This is a genomic window from Salinibacterium sp. SWN167, assembly GCF_015864665.1.
In the GTDB taxonomy this organism is placed as follows: domain Bacteria; phylum Actinomycetota; class Actinomycetes; order Actinomycetales; family Microbacteriaceae; genus Rhodoglobus.
Genome location: NZ_JADYWU010000003.1, coordinates 144,785 through 163,082, shown reverse-complemented (window position 1 = coordinate 163,082; position 18,298 = coordinate 144,785). Strand labels below are relative to the sequence as shown.

The window sequence follows — 18,298 nt, the reverse complement described above, 5'->3', positions numbered from 1 at the left end:
CCGAATCAAAATAGTGATTTTGCTGCGGAAACCGTCAGTCTGCGGGTAGATTCCGGAGGACACCCTCGCTATCGTTGACGCATGAGCGCTTCAGAAATCAAGAACTTCATCAACGGCGAGTATGTAGCCGCGCGCACCGAGTCCAGTTTCGACGTGATCGACCCCGCGACTGAACACAGCTACGCAGAGTCGCCTGTTTCGTCGGCGGCCGACGTCGACGCTGCCTACGCTGCCGCATCCACCGCCTTCGAGACCTGGGGCGAAACCACCCCCTCGGAGCGCCAACTCGCCCTGTTCCGCATCGCCGATGCCATGGAAGCACGCGCCGACGAATTCGCTGACCTTGAATCGAAAGACACCGGAAAGCCTCGCGCCAGTCTCGTCGCGGACGAGATCATGCTCTCCGTTGACCAGATCCGATTCTTTGCGGGAGAGTCTCGACACCTCTCGGGCATGGCCTCTGCCGAGTATATGAAGGACCACACGTCATCGATTCGCCGCGAGCCGATCGGCGTAATTGGTCAAGTAGCGCCGTGGAACTACCCACTCAACATGGCCGTCTGGAAAGTTGCCCCGGCAATCGCCGCAGGCAACACGACGGTGCTGAAGCCCAGCGACACGACACCCTCGGCTACCCTGCTGTTCGCCGAGATCGCCTCGGAGTTCCTGCCAGCCGGCGTCTTCAATGTTCTGACGGGAGACCGCACCACTGGCGGTCTCATGATCGACCATAAGACGCCACAGATGGTGTCGATTACGGGATCGGTGCGGGCGGGAATGGAAGTCGCTAAGGCAGCATCCGTTGATCTCAAGCGTGTGCACTTGGAACTGGGCGGCAAGGCTCCGGTCATCGTCTTTGACGATGCCGACATCGAGTCCGCCGTCGCCGGAATTGGGGCCGCAGGCTATTTCAACGCGGGCCAAGACTGCACCGCGGCCACCCGAGTGATCGTGCACGAGCAAGTACACGACGAATTCGTGGCAGCCCTCGTAGCCTGGACGCGTGACAACGCGACAACGGGTGCGCCAAACGAAGACGTCTATTTCGGTGCCGTCAACAACGCGAACCAGCTTGCTCAAGTGTCACGCGTGATCGAGGAGTTGCCCTCGCACGCTCACGTCGAGCTCGGAGGCACGCGCCAAGGCAGCCAGGGCTACTTCTACGAAGCCACGATCGTTTCTGGGCTGCAGCAACACGACTCCGCCGTGCAGAATGAAATCTTCGGCCCCGTCATCACCGTCCAGAAATTCACGGATGAGAACCAAGCGCTGGAGTGGGCCAACGACGTCAACTACGGTTTGGCTTCGAGCGTGTGGACTCGCGATCACGGTCGCGCAATGCGATTCGCAAAGCACCTCGACTTCGGTTGCGTGTGGATTAACACCCACATTCCGATTGTCGCGGAAATGCCCCACGGCGGTTTCAAGCACTCCGGATATGGCAAAGATCTCTCGAGCTACGGCTTCGAGGACTACACGCGAATCAAACACGTGATGAGTTTTATCGGACAAGCGTGACGCGCTCCCACGAGAAAACGTCAAGCGTGTCTAAGATTGCGGCGTGAGGCAAGACTTTGATGACACGATAACGGCGGGCCAGCGGCCCACAGCGTGGTCGAACGTTCCTGACCTCGATGACACAGTCATTCTCAGTTCTCGACGTCGACCGGTTACCGTGCAGCCGTACGAGCGTCCGGTGGAGGCCCACGCGAAGCAGGCGTCAGCGACCTCCGCTCAGGAGGCGGCGCGATTACGGGCGCGCGCCGCAGCCCAAGTGAAGCCTCCTCAGCAGACTTCGCCGCCGGCGGCATCCGAGTCATCTGCGATGTACTACCGAGTGCAACTCGACGGAACGGGGCAGGCTCATTCACTTGAGCACGCGTGCGTATTCGGTCGTGATCCACGACCGCCGCGCATCGTCAAGGGCGTTGGGCCACGCTTGGTTGCGGTGCAATCTCCGCTGCGCGAAGTCTCTGAGACGCACGTCGAAGTGCGACAATTGGGAGCTTCGGTGATCGTGACTGATCTGCGATCAACGAACGGTTCCATCGTTCAAGTGCCAGGCAATGCTGCACGAAAACTCCGTCAGGGTGAGTCGGTGGTCGTTTCGACCGGCACGCTGGTGGATATTGGGGACGGAAACATTATTCGGATTCTGCCTCGGCGGCGTCTGGAGTAAAACGGGCAGGAAGGTAGCCGTGACCGAAATCGGCGGCAACAACCCGAAGCACACCATCGCTCTACCAGGGCGAGAACAACAAACGTTTACGTTTGCGTGGGCTGCGGGAACTCATACGGGCCATCGGCGCGCCGCAAATGAGGACAGCTACGTCGCGCGTTCTCCCATGTTCGCTGTGGCCGATGGCATGGGCGGTCACTCCGCTGGCGATTTGGCGAGCGCTGCGGTCGTGGAGAGGCTCGACGACGCGATTACGGGTGATTTTTTGCCTGCTCGCGCCGTGGAACGCGCTCTCGAACGGGCGACCGACTACATCAGCCTCATCGCTCAAGACAGCGAGTTGGGGGTTGGCACGACCGTCACCGGCGTCGTGATCACAGAGCACCACGAATCGGCAAGCTTCGCTGTCTTCAACGTCGGTGACAGCCGCGTATACGACTACGAGAACGATCGACTGGTACAGGTCACGCGAGACCACTCGGTTGTTCAGGATCTTGTGGATGCCGGGGTGATTTCCCGCGAAGAAGCGGAAGATCATCCTGATGCCAACATCATCACTCGCGCAGTGGGCTTCAACGCGACCCCGTCGCCCGACTTCTGGATACTTCCGATTCAGCGCGGTCAGCGGCTCTTGATCTGCTCGGACGGCCTCACCCGCGAGGTTTCAGACGTTGAGATTTCACGGATTTTCGCACAGCATAATTCGGCGGAGGAAACTGTGACAGAACTCATTGATTCCGCACTCGACAGCGGCGGTCGCGACAACATCACGGCCATTGTGATCGACGTGTTAGAAGTGCCTACAGCGACATAGTCGTCTAGTCCTCCATACTGGGGACAGACAATCTGACCCCAGACAAGGGGCAGAATCCGATTTGTGAGTGCTTTCCTCACTTAGAATGATCGAACTCGACGACATGTTAGGGGTGTTTCTGTGGCTCGAAGACTGCCCTCAGATCCGCCTGCCCTGCCCGGGTTCTCACATGTGCACGTTTTGGGCTCCGGTGGATTCGCCGATGTGTTCTTGTATGAGCAGAATATGCCGCGTCGCCAAGTCGCCGTCAAGGTTATGCTCAGCGAGGTCGTCAACGACCAGGTTCGCCTCATGTTTCAGGCTGAAGCGAACCTTATGGCACAGCTCAGTTCGCACCCCTCAATCCTCACGGTGTACCAGGCGAGTGTCTCGTCTGATGGTCGCCCCTATTTGGTGATGGAACTGTGTTCCTCCACTCTCAGCCAGCGCTACCGCATGGAGCGACTGCCGGTGCCCGAAGTGCTGCGGATCGCGATCAAGATCGGCAGCGCCATCGAGACGGCCCACCGTGCGGGCGTATTGCACCGAGACATTAAGCCGTCCAACATATTGACGACCGCTTATGGGCATCCGGTGCTGTCTGACTTTGGCATTGCCGCAACGCTGAGCGAGTCTGAAAATCTCGAAGCCGTTGGTATGTCGATCCCGTGGTCTGCTCCAGAAGTGCTGATGGATGAGACGGCCGGCACGATTGAGTCCGAGTTGTGGTCCTATGCCGCGACCGTGTACTCGCTCTTGGCCGGGCGCTCACCCTTCGAAGTTCCGGGGGAATCGAACAAGTCGACCGACCTCATTTCTCGAATCAACCGCGCAAAGCCACGCGCGACCGGTCGCAGCGATGTGCCCGAGAGCCTGGAGCGTGCGCTCAACCGTGCCATGTCGCGCAAGCCTGAAGCGCGCCAGGGCAGCGTGCTGGAACTCGTGCATGAACTGCAGGCCGTGGAATCCGAATTGGGGCTCTCGCAGACTGCCATCGAAGTTGCCATGGATGACTGGGCGCTCGCGACTGTCGCTGAGCTTGAAGACCGCACGCGAGTGCGTCCGGGTCAGGCCGCGCCGATGACGTCGTCACAGCGTCGCAAGCGCCGACGCCCTGCCGCCATCGATGACAGCTTTGGCTCGTTCGAAAGCGAAGCGGCTGAAGGCAAGATGTCTCGCCGCAAGACAGGGATGAGCCCGATTCCTCGTACCCGCGGCATGCAGACGATCGCCTGGATCGGTGTAGCGGTTGCAGCTCTCGTAGTCGTTCTCGGTGCCACCGTCACGCTTGTCCAATTGCAGTCGGGCTCGACTGACATCCCGACCGTGAGCGATATCAGCGCTTCGGTTTCGACTGATGTCGTGGAGTTCTCGTGGCTCGACCCCGGTCTTGAGCCGGGCGACCGGTACCAAATCACTACGACAGACAATCAGCCTCCCGTGCAGCAGCTAGAGCCCAGCTTCGTGGTTGACGCGGAGTCGGGAGAGAACGTCTGTATCTCGGTAACGGTAACTCGCGACGGCAAATCTGGTGCAGCGAGCGCGCAGAAGTGTGCGGTGTTGCAGTAATGATGGGTAGCCGTGATTAAGCGCTGGGGTAAGGCGCGTCGTTCAACAGTGACCGGTGCGGTGAGTGTTTCTGCGATCGTGGCGCTAGTCGCCACGGTCGCCATTGTTTCGACCGGCTATACCGCCCAACAAGTGGACTTGGCAGACGGTGCCGTCTGGGTCGCGAATAATCAAGAGCAGGCAATCGGGCGCGCAAGCACGGAAGTTCTCGAGATCAACTCTGTTGTAAGTGCACAAAGTGCTGATCTAGAAGTCATTCAACAAGGCGATAGCGTGTTGCTGTTTGACCGCTCGGAAAGTGCAATCGATGTAGTCGATCCGGCGGTGTCGGAGATCGAGGAAAGCGTCGCTCTTCCGCCCAACCGGCCCGAGGTGTACTTCGCCGGGGACAACGTTGTTGTTCTCGAACATGGCACGGGCGAACTCTGGATTCGGTCCTACGAGGACTTCCTCAATTTCGACGCGGAATCACCGGCATCCTTGAGTCTGGGTGCTGACGCAATTGTCAGCGTTGACGACGACGGGTTGCTTTTCGCGTATTCGCCGTCAACGAGCCAACTTTTCCGCGTGAATGCGGCGATTTCCGACACCGCTGAGTCAAGCGTGAGCCTTGAGCTCGACCCCAATGCTGAGCTCAGCATCACTTCAGTGGCTGGCCAGTGGGCCGTTCTCGATTCGGATACCGAATTGCTGTACATGGACGGCCGCACAGTTGACCTCACCGGCCTTGTCGACGGGGGAAACGGCACCGTAGTGCAGCTTCCGTCTGTCGGCGGTGAGCGCGTGCTCATCGGTTACAGCCAAGGCGTTATTAGCGTTCCGCTCAGCGGCGCTGCCGCAGTCGGCCTCGCCACTGGCCAGTCCGGTGTTGCGGCAGCTCCGCTGCGCTTGGGCGATTGCGAGTTCGCGGCGTGGACAAGTGGCGAGAACTGGCGTCGCTGCCCGAGTGATGCCGGTGAAGGCGTCATGCTGCAACTGAGTGAGATGGAAGCGAACGCTCAGCTCTCTTACTCGGTCAACGGATCGCGTGCCGTGCTCAACGACCGCCTTACCGGCCGCACGTGGGCGGTGCAAAGCTCCGGCGAGTTGATTGACAACTGGAACCAACTCATCACCGCAGAAGATGAGGAGCCTGAGGTCGAGCAGAACCTTCTCGATGTCGAGCCTGAAGTCGACAGCGTGCAGCAACCGCCGGTTGCAGTAGACGACAGCTTTGGGGCTCGCCCTGGGCGAGCGACCGTATTGCCCATTTTGCTCAACGACTACGATCCCAATGGTGACGTGCTGGTTGTCGAGGAACTGCCGACCATTGATGCCAGCATCGGGCGAATCGATCGCATCAACGAGCGTCAACAGATTCAAATCACTCTCGAAGCCGGGGCCAGCGGTCAAGTGAGCTTCAACTACACCGTGAGCGATGGTCGCGGTGGCACCGCCAGTGCGACCGTGACGGTTGAGATTCGCTTGGACTCCGAGAACTCGCCGCCAGAACAAGTGCGGTCGACGAAGCTTACGGTGCAAGCTGGCGGCCGTGTATCGAACCAGATCTTGGGTGATTGGGTCGACCCAGATGGCGATCCCTTCTACCTGACTAGTGCCTCTGTTGCGGCTCCCGATGCTGTCAGCTACAAGCCCGGGGGAGATCTAGTCTTCTCAGACTCCGGTGCTGGCGGAGAGCTTAAAGTCGTCACCCTCGTCGTGTCGGATGGCACAAGCGAAAGTTCGGGCGGTGTCTCCGTCTCAGTGAAACCGGCGGGCGAAGTCCCCATCGAAGCTGATCCCTTCGTTGTGCTTGCGTATGCCGGCAAAGAAATCACCGTTTCGCCGCTGAGCCATGTGCGCGGTGGCAACGGCAACATCCGCCTCAATAGCGTTCCCGCGAAGACCGGCGCTCAAATCCTGCCCAGTTATGAAACGGGAACCTTCCGGTTCCAAAGCGATGAGATTCGCAGCTACAACCTCGAATACGTCGTCACGGATGGCAATCTCACCTACACGGCAATCGTGCGAATTGACGTGGTGTCTCCACCCGATGCCAACACTTCGCCGATCACCGTTCCCAAGACTGTCTTTGTTCAAACGCTTCAGAACGAACGCATCGATGTCGCCGGCACTGACGTTGACCCGGCCGGTGGTGTGCTTCTCGTCACCGAAATCATGAACCTCCCCGTGAGCTCAGGCGTGCGCGCGGAAATCTTGGAACAACGACTCGTTCGTGTGAGCTTGGAAGCCCCGCTCGATGATGGGCCAGTGAGTTTCAACTACCGCATCAGCAACGGGCTCGCGGATGCCATCGGCGTTATTACCGTCGTTGAAATTGCGGCTCCGTCTCAACTTCAAGCCCCCATCGCTAACGATGATTCCGTGACGGTTCGCGTGGGACAAGCCATCGACATCAGTGTTCTCGACAATGACGAACACCCTGACGGGCTTGAACTGACTCTGGTGCCAAAGCTGGCGCAAGATCTCCCCGACGACTCGGGACTGCTCTTTGCTTCGGGCGACGTGCTGCGCTACCTTGCCCCTGATCGCACGGGAAACTTCACGGCCGCATATCAAGTCGCTGGCCCCGATGGGCAATCAGCAACCGCAATCGTGAATATCGCCGTGCGTGAACTCGACGCCTCCAGCAATAATCCTCCCGTGCCACCGACGGTCACGGCCCGCGTGCTGGCCGGTGACACCGTGCGGGTGCAGATTCCGTTGACATCGGCCGACCCCGACGGGGACTCGGTACAGTTGCTCGGTCAGGCAACGAACCCGAGCAAGGGTGCCGTCATCGATGTGGAATCCAATACCTTCGTTTACCAAGCCGGTGAGTACTCGGCCGGAACCGACACCTTCAGCTACACGCTGATCGACTCACTTGGTGCGCGTGCAAACGGCGAGATCAACATCGGAATTAGCCCGCGACTTGATGGCGCCCGCAACCCCGTTGCGATCATCGACGAAGTGACAGTCAAACCGGGAATTACCGTCTCGGTGCAGGTTCTCGCCAACGACTCCGATCCCGACGGTAGCCCGCTGTCGGTGGTGTCAGTGGAACCCAACGATCCCAACACTGTCGCAGAAATTGATGGGGACGTGGTGAAAGTCACTCCACCAGAAGAACCGGGTGACTACGGCATCATCTACGTCATCGAAAACGAGACGGGCGGTTCGAGCCAAAACTTCATTCGGGTCACTGTCGACCCCGAGGCTAAACCTGCTTACCCGATCGCCACCGATAGCGTCTTGACCCTTTCGGACGTATTGGATCGCAACCGCGTTACCGTCGATGTGCTCTCGGGAGTGTTCTTTGCCGACGGTGACCCCGGAACTCTCACGCTGGGTATCTACCCCGGGTATGGCGACGCCGCTCGAGTGACGCCAGACAAGCAGATCGAGGTCTCGGTGGGGGATGTGGGACAAATCATCCCGTTCCGCGTCACGAACCCCGCCGACCCCACCGTCTTCAGCTACGCGTTTATCAAGGTTCCGGGATACAACGACGCCCTGCCGCAAATCGACCGCCGCGCCCCCAAACTGAGTATCAATAGCGAGAGCACGCTCGTGATCGACCTCAACGACTACATCATCGCCGTCGGCGATAAGCCTGTGCGCCTCACCGACTCCAGCACCGTACTCGCCACTCACAGCGATGGCACTGATCTCGTGCGTGACGAGGACACTCTCGTTTTCACATCGGCAGAGAACTACTTTGGGCCGGCATCCATATCCTTCGAAGTAACGGATGGTAGCTCGGCATCTGACCCTGAGGGCCGTACCGCTATTTTGGTGCTGCCTATCGACGTGCTCCCTCGCGACAACCAGGCTCCCGTGTTTGGCGGCGCTGTAATCGATTTTGAACCTGGCCAAGAGAAAGAGATCGACCTCCTCAAGCTGACCACCTACCCATACCCTGACGACCTCGACGAGCTCGCTTACTCGGTGTTGAGCCCGTTGCCGGAAGGCTTCACGTATTCGCTCGAAGGCACAACGTTGATGCTTCGGGCCAACAACAGTGCGTTCAAGGGCACACGAACCTCGATATCTCTCGGCGTTCGCGATGATCTCTCCGAAGGTAAATCTGGCCGGATCGAGCTGAACGTCGTACCGTCGACGCGCCCGCTCGCGAGCCCGGCCGCGGACCTCGCCATCGTGAAACGTGGCGAGACCACTGTCGTTGATGTGCTTGCAAACGATGCGTCTACGAACCCGTTCCCGGGGGCACCGCTGCGAGTGGTCGATATCCGTGGACTTGGCGGGGGAGCTATTCCTGCAGGGATCTCGATCGTCCCGAGCAATGACAACAGCACACTCACCGTCACCGTCTCCAGCGAAGCAGCGCCTGGTGACGTGAACCTTCAATATCGCGTCGCGGATGCCACCAACGATGAGACGCGGTATGTCTGGGGCACCGTTGTAATCTCGGTTCAGGACACACCAGACCCGGTATCCAACCTCGGGCCGAGTGGCTTTGGTGACAAGACCATCATGATGCGTTGGAACGCCGGGCCAGCGAACAACTCCGCCATTACCTCGTATAGGGTGACGACGAAGTCCGCTGGTGTCCTGGTCAACACAACCGACTGTGCCGGAACTACGTGCGCGATTCCGACGACCGGAAACGGCCCGACCAACTCGGTCAAGGTCACTGTTGTGGCGATCAACGCCATTGGCGAATCGGAGCCCGTTACTCTCGCTGACTCGGTCTGGTCGGACATCATTCCGGTAGCGCCAACATCGCTCAGCGCATCGCCACTTGATCACGGGCTTCGGTTGACATGGAATGCGGTGCCCACACCGGCCGGTGGTTCCGCTGTTGACCGCTATCGCATTGCCGTCGGTGGTTTCGAAACCACGCTCGGCCTAGCTCAGTGCGACGACACGACCTGCACCTGGGAGACTCCATCATCGTGGGTTCTCGATAACGGTGTAGCCGTGACGTACACCGTGAGCCCTCGAAATGCCGCTTACACAGCGCTCTCAGTGTGGAACACGAGCGAACCGCGTAGCGCCATTCCCGCTGGCCCGCCTATCGCTCTCGCTGCGCCTGTCGCCACTGTTGTCAACGACACGACCGCCGGACTCACGTGGCCCGGTGCGTTCAACGAGAACGGGCGCCCGGTAACCGCCTACACAGCAGCTGCCTACACCGGCACCGAGCCAACCTGTTCAGCGAACGGATCGATCACTGGCAACGGTGCAAAGCTAGCGTCGGTTGGCTCGAGCACGTCAGCGACGTTCAACGGGCTCACACCTAACCGCACCTACACGATGGTGGTATTCGCCTACAACGGTCAGGGTTGCGCGGCATCGCCCACCGTCGTTGCTCATACCCCGCCGGCAGTCGTCACAGCGCTCAGCACCGCCGGTCCGGTGGCTAACGGAAACCGCTTCGACTTCACCGTTAACGGGGGAGCGATGGGCTCTGACACGCTCAACAGCGACTACACCCTGTACTACCGGCTCAGCGGTGGCAGCGTTCCTGGAACCATCTACGGGCCAGTAGCTCTCGGCTCCTTCCTCACCGCGGATGGTGGCCAGCAGTACGGTCAAGATATCTCCGTTGAGGTGCGCGCATGCCGTAGCTACGGTTCAGGACCCATCTGCCAGCCCGAGTGGTCGGCACCCTTCGCTCTCGGGGTTCCGGTGAACCCGTCAGTAGCAGGCTTGACCTTTACCTCAGACAATGACGTGCTGAACGACAGCGGGACCTTCGCTTGGCTCGACTGGCCAAGCGGAACCTACGAGAGCGTGCGCTACCGCTGCGGTGGACTCACCCTGGGACCATGGCAGACGGCAGACACCACCGTTCCTGGGGGAAGCTGTCACGCTGATGTGGTGCTTCTGCTGGCAAACCCGACCCTCGTCGTTCGTGTAGTTGCCAACGGTGGGCAGATCTACGAGAGAACTTATAACGGATATGACTATGACTAGAGGTGCGCTATGACCATGACTCCCGACGAAGCCGCATGGTTCGCGGAAAGCTTCAACCGACTCGTCACGAACGTCGAACAAGTTCTCCTCGGAAAGACGTTTGTAGTGCGACTCGGCTTCACCGCCCTACTGAGCGAAGGACACCTACTCCTTGAGGACTACCCGGGAACGGGAAAGACCTCCTTCGCTCGCGCCATCGCACAGAGTGTCTCGGGAACGACAAACCGTATCCAGTTCACGCCCGACCTTCTGCCGGGTGACATCACGGGTGTCAGCATTTTTGATCAGCGCGATAACGAGTTCGAGTTTCACGCTGGACCTATTTTTTCCAACATCGTTCTCGCGGATGAGATCAACCGGGCGAGCCCCAAAACTCAGGCAGCCCTTCTCGAAGTCATGGAAGAGGGGCAAGTCACCGTCGACGGAGTCACGCACCCTGTCGGCGCCCCGTTCATGGTGATCGCCACCCAGAACCCCATCGAGCAGGCCGGAACATACCGCTTGCCCGAAGCTCAGCTTGACCGTTTCTTGATGAAGGCTTCCATCGGCTACCCCGATCGTGCGTCCACACTGCGCATCTTGGATGGCGCCGGCGTTGCTGCACACTCGACCGCGATCGAGCCCGTCGTGAGCGCGGAACTTGTTGTCGAAATGGCGCAACTCGCACGCACCGTGCACGTTGATCCAACCATCAACGACTACGTAAGCCGTCTGGTCGAAGCGACCCGTAGTGCTGCCGAAGTGCGACTCGGTGTGAGTGTGCGCGGTGCGTTGGCGCTGATCCGGGCAGCTAAGACGCTCGCAGCATCCAATGGTCGTCACTATGTCGTGCCGGATGACGTCAAGGCTCTTGCCGAATCAGTTCTCGCTCATCGTCTCGTGATCGATGCCGAGGCCGAATTCGAGGGAGTCACTGCCTCAAGCGTGATCGCTCAGATCCTGATCGAGAACCCACCGCCCACAGAACGGCAAGCCGTGTGAGTTCAATTCTCAACCGCTCGGCGAAAGGGCAGCCACAATTCACCGCGCCGGAACAATCGAGTCCGAGCGGTGAAAAGTCGCGCTCGGATGCGGACTTTCCCACCGCTATTCGCGGTCTAGACAACGCGCGAACACGAATTGTCGGCTACCGTACGGGGTTTCTTGCTGACCTGATTGTCGGGCTTGTACGGTTTGCGGTGCTCGCGCGAGCTACTTTCTCCCGGTACGCCAAGCGCATCACGGCCGTGGTCACCCCGGTTGGCTGGGTAGTTCTTCTGCTCGTGCCGGTGACGCTCATCGTGGGGTACACGATCGCATGGCAAGAACTAGTCGTCGTAGGGTTCGCCCTCGCCGCGATTGCGCTAATGGCCGCGATTTATCTCTTTGGGCGCAGCCAGCTGACGATCAGTCTGCATGTCGGCCACCATCGCGTTGTCGTTGGAGAGAACGCAAGTGGTGAGGTGCGAGGCGAGAACGAGGGCAAGCGGCGGAGCCTCGGTGTTGTTGCAGAGATTCCTATCGCAGCGACCTATGCTGAAGCGGTGTTGCCGAGTCTGCGTCCTGGCGCTGCGGCGACACACGAATTTCCGATCCCCACTCATCGACGTGGAGTAATCACGGTCGGGCCCGTGCGCACCGTGCGTGCTGACCCGGTGGGACTCGTGCGCCGCGAGTTGGTGTGGACTGATTCTGCCGAAGTTTTCGTGCATCCGCGCACCATCAGCATCCCGAGTGTGAGCACGGGGCTTATTCGCGACTTGGAAGGCAACCCCACCAAGGACCTCGCGAACAACGACATTTCGTTTCACGCGCTGCGGGAGTACGTGCGTGGTGACGAGCGACGCAACATCCATTGGAAGACCACTGCTCGCACCGGCCGCTACATGGTGCGCCAGTTTGAAGAGACACGACGAAGCCACCTCGTGATCGCGTTGAGCTTGGCTACCACTGACTATGCGAATGATTACGAGTTCGAAATGGCGGTGAGCGTTGCCGGTTCGCTCGGTGCTCAGGCGATTCGTGATGCCCGCACGGTAACAGTCGTGGCGAGTGAGCAAACACCCCAGTTTGCGAAGCGAAAGATTTTTGCAGTGCGGGCGCTATCGACGCTCACCGGAACCCGTTTGCTGGATGACCTCACGCGCGTTCAGCGTGCCAACACGGCACTACGCCTCATCGATGTCGCGCGCGTCACCTCCGAACAGACCAGTGGAGTTTCTGTTGCGTTCCTGATTTGTGGGTCGACTGTGACTTCGCAGCAGTTGCGGGCGGCGTCTACCAAGTTTGCGACGAATGTCGAAGTGGTAGCGATCGTGTGCGACCCAGAAGCGGTCCCGGGGCTCCGACGGGTTTCTGGCCTCAGCGTGCTCACCATTGGGTATCTTGAAGAGCTGAAGAGAGCCCTCGCGAGATCGGCGGGTGCATGACCGCCCCTGTTACTCGATCTTTCGTTGTCGTCTCCGGAGCTCTGCTCTGGCTTACAGTCGCGCTCGCTTCGGCAGCGCTCTGGCCGATCTATCGCACGACAGATCTCACCATCTTGATCGTTGCCGGAGTCCTTGCAGGCTCAATAGTCGCGCTTGCTTCGCTCTGGCGCCGCTGGTCATTCCTGACAACGTCGATAGTCGCAGTAATCATGTTCGTGGTCATCGGCGTTCCTGTGGCTGTCCCATCAGAGACGCAATGGGGAGTAGTTCCGACGCTGGAAGGTCTGAGCGACCTTGTGCTTGGCGTCGCGCTCGGCTGGAAACAGTTGCTGACCATCTCGCTGCCGGTCGGAAACTATCAAGCTCTTCTCGTTCCTGCTCTCGTCCTCGTCTTCTTCGGCACCGTGATTTCGCTGAGCATCGCATTCCGCACGGCGGTCGCAGAGTTGTCTGTCGTGCCGTCGATCGTCATTTTTGTGATGGCGATCGCGTTGGGCCCGACCTACCCCGACCAGCCCGTTCCTCTCGCTCTCGCCCTTCTGATTGTGATTGCGCTCGCCATGGTGTGGTTCCGGTGGCGCCGGCGTCGAGACACCGTCAACGCGCTTGAAGCGGCAATGGACGCGCCCGGAGTTGCGCGACGCAAACGCGAGTTTGGGTTCGCGGGTGTGCGCACCATGATCAGTGCTGTGGTCATTTTGGCTATTGCCTCGGGAGTCGCGCTGGTGGCGGTGAACCTCGCTCCACCGACTAACAATCGAGCAGTGCTGCGGACGGCGATTGTGGAACCATTCGATCCCCGCGACTATGTGAGCCCGCTTTCCGGATTCCGTCGCTACTGGCAGCCGAGTACCGCGAACTCTGTGTTATTTGAAGTTTCAGGGGTTCCACTGGGTACCCGAGTGAGACTCGCGACACTCGATAGCTACAACGGTGTTGTGTATGCGGTCGGTAGTGGACTCGTGTCGGGCGCATCAGGTTCGTTCTCTCGTGTGCCATCTCGTTTTGACCAGTCTGAAGTTGACGGTGATCAAGTCGACATGACCATCACGATTGCCGGCTATGAGGGTGTCTGGCTCCCCACTGTCGGACTGTTCGAGCAAGTCGACTTTTCGGGGTCGCGCGCAGTGGATCTTCGCGATTCTTTCTACTACAACAAAATATCCGGGACAGCCGCCGTCGTTGGCGGTCTTGAAAGTGGCGATACCTACACCTTTGAGGGCGTTATTCCTGTGCAGCCGAGTGCCGAAGAGCTCAGTGCTCTCACTCCCGGTCTCGCAGAGGTTCCGCCCGTTCAAGACTCCCCAGAGGAGCTCACTGAGCGACTCGACCAATACGTTCGCGGCGTCACGACGCCGGGGGAGCGCCTCGCGGCGATGCTCGATGGGCTCGCCGCCGACGGCTACATCAGCCACGGGGTTGGCGTTGACGAGCCCGTCAGCCGGTCCGGCCACTCTGCTGATCGCATCGCAGAACTGTTCACAGCGCCCCGCATGATTGGCGATGGTGAGCAGTATGCGGTTGCGGCGTCCATGATGGCGAATGAATTGGGCTTCCCGACCCGCGTGGTTCTCGGATTCATCACCTCAGATCCTCAGATTCGAGGCGACGATGTCTCTGCATGGATCGAAGTAAACACCGCAGAGTATGGATGGGTGACGATCGACCCCAACCCGCCGCTGCGGGAAATCCCGGAAGAGAATCCCGACGATATCGCGCAGGTTGCGCGACCCCAAACTGTGGTTCTGCCGCCCGAAATCGAGTCGGACACGACCAACGGTCAGTCGAATCCTGACAGTGAGCAAGCGCTGCAGCCTGACCTCGACCCCGTACTCCAGGCGGTTCTTGCAGTGTTGCGCGTTGCGGGCTGGTCGCTGTTGGTGCTCGTGGTACTCGCGGCGCCGTTCCTACTCATTATTGCGGCCAAGGTGCGCCGTCGACAGCTGCGCAAGCGCGCCGACTCGACGGTGGAACAGATCAGTGGTGGATGGCAGGAATTCGAAGATTCGCTGATCGACCACGGCTATTCACCGCCCCTTTCGGGAACGCGAACAGAAGTTGCTGCTGTAATGGCGACTCCGGATGCTCGCACACTCGCTGAGCACGCTGACCGTGCCATTTTCTCCGGTGCTGAACCGGAAACTGTTGAAGCCGATGCGTTCTGGACGAACGTGACGGAACTGGAAACTCAACTCAATACTGGACTGTCGCGCTGGGCGCGGTTCAAGACCAAAATATCGCTGCGATCGCTCGGTGGTTATAGTGTCACAAGTCTGTTTAAGCGATAGAGGACTACCCGTGAATTGCTCTTTCTGCGCGACGCAACTGCCCGCCGATGCCGTCTACTGTGCTGAGTGTGGGCGGCCTGCGATGTCTCGTCGCGCCCGCAGGGGTGCTGCCGCAAATGGTGCAGCTCCTGCTGCCGCCGTCGCCACTGAGCGTTCAGACCGCGTCAGCGACGAAACACCGGACAATTTGCGTCGCCGCCGCAATCGTGGCTCTGCAGCGACTGCGACTGCGAGTGCGTCAGCTCCGGCCGTGACGACAACCGCTCACGAGCATGCTGAAGAGGTGGCGGCTGTGCAGAACCCGGTCGCGACATCCGACGTTGTGGATGCTCCTGCTTCCACGCCAACGGAGCGGGATCCTGAGCGTGCCGAGAGTCTTCTCGAAGCCGCGCCCGTTGCTGAGATTCCCACGGATGATGCGGAGCTTCCTGCAGCACTTCGTGACGCCCTCGAATCGACACCGGATGTGCTGGCAGATGGCGCCCGCACGCTGCGATTGGGTGAACCGCTGGTGTTGTCAGCTGCCGCTGATGTAGTTCGTGCCGATTCTGAGGCTGCGAGCGAGGCGGAGACCGAGGAGTCGGGCGTCGCTGATATCGCTGCTTCTGAGATCCCCAACGATGCGGCGTCGGCTGTCGATGCTGAGGAACAGGATCACCCTCTTCCGTTTGACGAAGATGGCCCGTACGACGAGGTGCTTCCATTTGACGAAGACGGTCCTTACGACGAGGTCGCGAATCCCGCGCTTCTTACTTTCGACCAGAACCTTCTGGTTGTGTCTGCCACTGGGCCGGAGATCGCCCCGGCCTTCGAAGCGGAAGCTGCGCCTGCCATGGAGCCCGAGCCCGAGCCTGAGCCTGAGCCTGCGGCAGCCGACGAAACCGAGCGTGCGGTAGCCGACGAAACCGAGCGTGCGGTAGCCGACGAGGTTGAGCCCGTCGCCGCTACGGACGAGCCCGAGCCCGCGGTAACGCTCAGCGCTGACGGTGAAGGTGTTGCTGGCGCTGATGCCGCGACCGAAGAGCCGCTTGGCGAAACGAACGAGAGCTGGCGGGGTATGCCAGCACCGACCCTAGAAGAATCCATTCCGCTTTCGAACGCTGCGGAGTTCTTCTCGCTCGCAGTTGATGAGGTCGAGATTGTGCGCGCGCCAGAGGTAGCAGTGCACGAAGTCGTTGAGCCGAATGTAGATGCGGATGCTGGGGATACTAACTCCGCCATCGACGCTCACGAGTCTGATGCTAATGCGGCCGTTGACGAGTCCGAAGCTCCCGTCGAGCTTGCGACTGCGACACCAGTTGAACTCGAATCCGAACAGACCGACGAAGCTCTCGCCGAAGCCACGGACGAGTCCCCGGCCCACCTGGAGTCTCAGCCTGATGCTGATGCTGATGCTGATGCTGATGCTGATGCTGATGCTGATGCTGATGCTGATGCTGAAGACGTGACGACGGCAAAGACCCCCAATGTCGCGCCCGAGTTCGAAGAGCCTGAAACTGTCGCAGATTCTGAAATAGAGAACGTTGCTGCTATGAATGGCGATTCTGAGCCAGACACTGCGCCGGAGTCAGACGTCGAGGCACTAGTTGAGCCTGAGCACGAGTCGGAGCCGGAACCCGAACCGGAGCCGGAGCCGGAGCCGGAGCCGGAACTCGAACCGGAACCCGAACCGGAACCCGAACCTGAGCCCCTCGTAGAGCCAGCACCGCTCTCACGGTCGGCTTTTGAGCCCGATCTGAGCAAGTTGGGACGGCCAGATATCGTCGACGAGGAGCCAGCGTCACTGCGGGTGAAACCCGTGCGCCGACTCGGAGAAGAACCACTCTTCACGACCGCAGACCGCTTGCGTGCATCTGCCTTCGCTCCGGTCGCCTCCGAACGTGTCGATGGCCAGCCAGCTCCCGAAACTATGGCGGCGCCGGAAGAATCAGTTGCAACAGCGTCAGGAGCGGAATCCCACGCCGCCGGCGATCACGGCACCCAACCGCGTAGTGAAGTTGCTGCGGTGGTAGCGGCCGTCGAAACACAACTTAAGGGTGACGAAGCAGGGCAGCCAGCCGAACCGACTGACTCAGCCATCGAGACGTGCCAGCAGTGCGGCACAGTGTTGGCTGAATCCGATATCTTCTGCGGTTCCTGCGGCTTTGTGCGCCACGGCGTGGGCCCGGGTGCTCGCGTCGCAGCCCCCGCACGCGCCGCCATCGTGCATGAAACCTCTGCCGCCGACGAAGGCACACGCGCTGTGTCGGATGCGATCGACGACGGTGCCCCTGCAGCCGATGAGGCTCCAATCGTCTCCACCGCCGAATCGTCGGCAGAATCCACGGCGAACGATGAAGCTCCGAACGACGTGAACGTGGAGTCGGAGATGCCTGCGGCGATCGAAGAAGCAACACCGGCCGCATCAGAATCGCCAGCGCCATCAGAGCCGATAGAAGACCCGGTTGCTGAGCATGTCGTCGTTACCGATGAGCACTTCTCTGCTGAAGCAGCCGAGCCTGACGCTCCCGAAATCATGACCGAACCGGAGCCGTTGCTCGAACCAGAGCCGCAGTATTCAGCAGCGTCCGATCTGGTAGCAGCGCCGGATCTTGAGCCTGAGACCGAGCATGACGACGCTGGTGAGGCCGCTGCCGCGCTCTCCACAGGCTCGAAGCCATTCTCTGTGCTTGCGCCGCCGCCGAAGTCCCACCAACGTGTTGAACTTCCCATCTCACCGCCGGTTCCACTGGCAACCGTTGGTGGTGATGACGAAGACATCGAAGATACGCGCATCGTGGAGCGCAGCGTCACTGGAACCCGGTTTGTGCTCCAATTCAGCACAGGGGACAGCGTGATCGTGACCGGAAACGGCCTCGTCGGTCGTAACCCGATCCCGGAACCCTCAGAAAAGTTCGACATCATCGTGCCGATCACTGACCCCAGCAAATCAGTGTCCAAGACTCACTTGGAGTTTGGGCAGATGAGTGGAGTGTTCTGGATCAGCGACCGGTATTCCGGTAACGGATCGATCGTGCGCGAACCAGGCGGCGAGCCCAAGCGCTGCGAGCCTGGGAAGAGGTATCGCGTCGTCCGCGGAACGCGAGTTGAAATTGGGGAACAGTTCTTCATAGTGAGCTAGTGGTCTGCGGCATCCGAT

General features: G+C 60.0%; 9 protein-coding genes. All 9 read left to right on the top strand.

Features of this window, described 5'->3' with window-relative positions; genetic code table 11:
• The first annotated feature begins 81 nt into the window (after positions 1 to 81).
• The 9 genes from I6E60_RS13850 (at position 82) to I6E60_RS13810 (ending at position 18,280) form a co-directional block, all read left to right on the top strand.
• Entirely contained in the window at positions 82 to 1,518 is a 1,437-nt protein-coding gene (locus I6E60_RS13850) for an aminobutyraldehyde dehydrogenase (RefSeq protein WP_197126601.1), read from the top strand.
• A gap of 43 nt (positions 1,519 to 1,561) precedes the next feature.
• Positions 1,562 to 2,179 carry an FHA domain-containing protein gene (locus tag I6E60_RS14715; RefSeq protein WP_197180940.1) on the top strand — a complete coding sequence of 206 codons (618 nt, stop codon included), beginning with the start codon at positions 1,562 to 1,564 and terminating at the stop codon, positions 2,177 to 2,179.
• Between the two features lie 19 nt (positions 2,180 to 2,198).
• Positions 2,199 to 2,993, top strand: a complete 795-nt coding sequence (locus I6E60_RS13840) for a PP2C family serine/threonine-protein phosphatase (RefSeq protein WP_197126604.1) — start codon at positions 2,199 to 2,201, stop codon at positions 2,991 to 2,993.
• Positions 2,994 to 3,113: 120 nt separating this feature from the next.
• Complete coding sequence (locus tag I6E60_RS13835; RefSeq protein ID WP_197126613.1) at positions 3,114 to 4,541, top strand: serine/threonine-protein kinase; 1,428 nt, start codon at positions 3,114 to 3,116, stop codon at positions 4,539 to 4,541.
• 12 nt (positions 4,542 to 4,553) lie between these two features.
• Positions 4,554 to 10,463 (top strand): Ig-like domain-containing protein, encoded by a 5,910-nt coding sequence (locus I6E60_RS13830; RefSeq protein ID WP_197180938.1) that lies wholly within the window; start codon positions 4,554 to 4,556, stop codon positions 10,461 to 10,463.
• 9 nt (positions 10,464 to 10,472) lie between these two features.
• Positions 10,473 to 11,444, top strand: coding sequence for a MoxR family ATPase (locus I6E60_RS13825; RefSeq protein ID WP_197126618.1), 972 nt, complete (start codon positions 10,473 to 10,475; stop codon positions 11,442 to 11,444).
• The gene (locus tag I6E60_RS13820) at positions 11,441 to 12,871 is read left to right on the top strand and encodes a DUF58 domain-containing protein (protein WP_307841864.1); all 1,431 of its coding nucleotides are present in this window, start codon (positions 11,441 to 11,443) and stop codon (positions 12,869 to 12,871) included. The genes I6E60_RS13825 and I6E60_RS13820 overlap by 4 nt, the downstream gene beginning before the upstream one ends.
• A complete protein-coding gene (locus I6E60_RS13815) occupies positions 12,868 to 15,159 on the top strand; it encodes a transglutaminase domain-containing protein (RefSeq protein ID WP_197180936.1) in 2,292 nt (763 codons plus the stop codon). Before I6E60_RS13820 ends, I6E60_RS13815 begins: the two co-directional genes overlap by 4 nt.
• Before the next feature lie 82 nt (positions 15,160 to 15,241).
• Complete coding sequence (locus I6E60_RS13810) at positions 15,242 to 18,280, top strand: FHA domain-containing protein (RefSeq protein ID WP_197180934.1); 3,039 nt, start codon at positions 15,242 to 15,244, stop codon at positions 18,278 to 18,280.
• The last annotated feature ends 18 nt before the right edge of the window (positions 18,281 to 18,298 follow it).

What these genes read in the sequence shown, in the direction of transcription:
- I6E60_RS13825 (WP_197126618.1), top strand. Translation starts at nt 10,473, where the DNA reads ATGACCATGACTCCCGACGAAGCCGCATGGTTCGCGGAAAGCTTCAAC.
- I6E60_RS13810 (WP_197180934.1), top strand. Translation starts at nt 15,242, where the DNA reads ATGTCTCGTCGCGCCCGCAGGGGTGCTGCCGCAAATGGTGCAGCTCCT.
- I6E60_RS13850 (WP_197126601.1), top strand. Translation starts at nt 82, where the DNA reads ATGAGCGCTTCAGAAATCAAGAACTTCATCAACGGCGAGTATGTAGCC.
- I6E60_RS13815 (WP_197180936.1), top strand. Translation starts at nt 12,868, where the DNA reads ATGACCGCCCCTGTTACTCGATCTTTCGTTGTCGTCTCCGGAGCTCTG.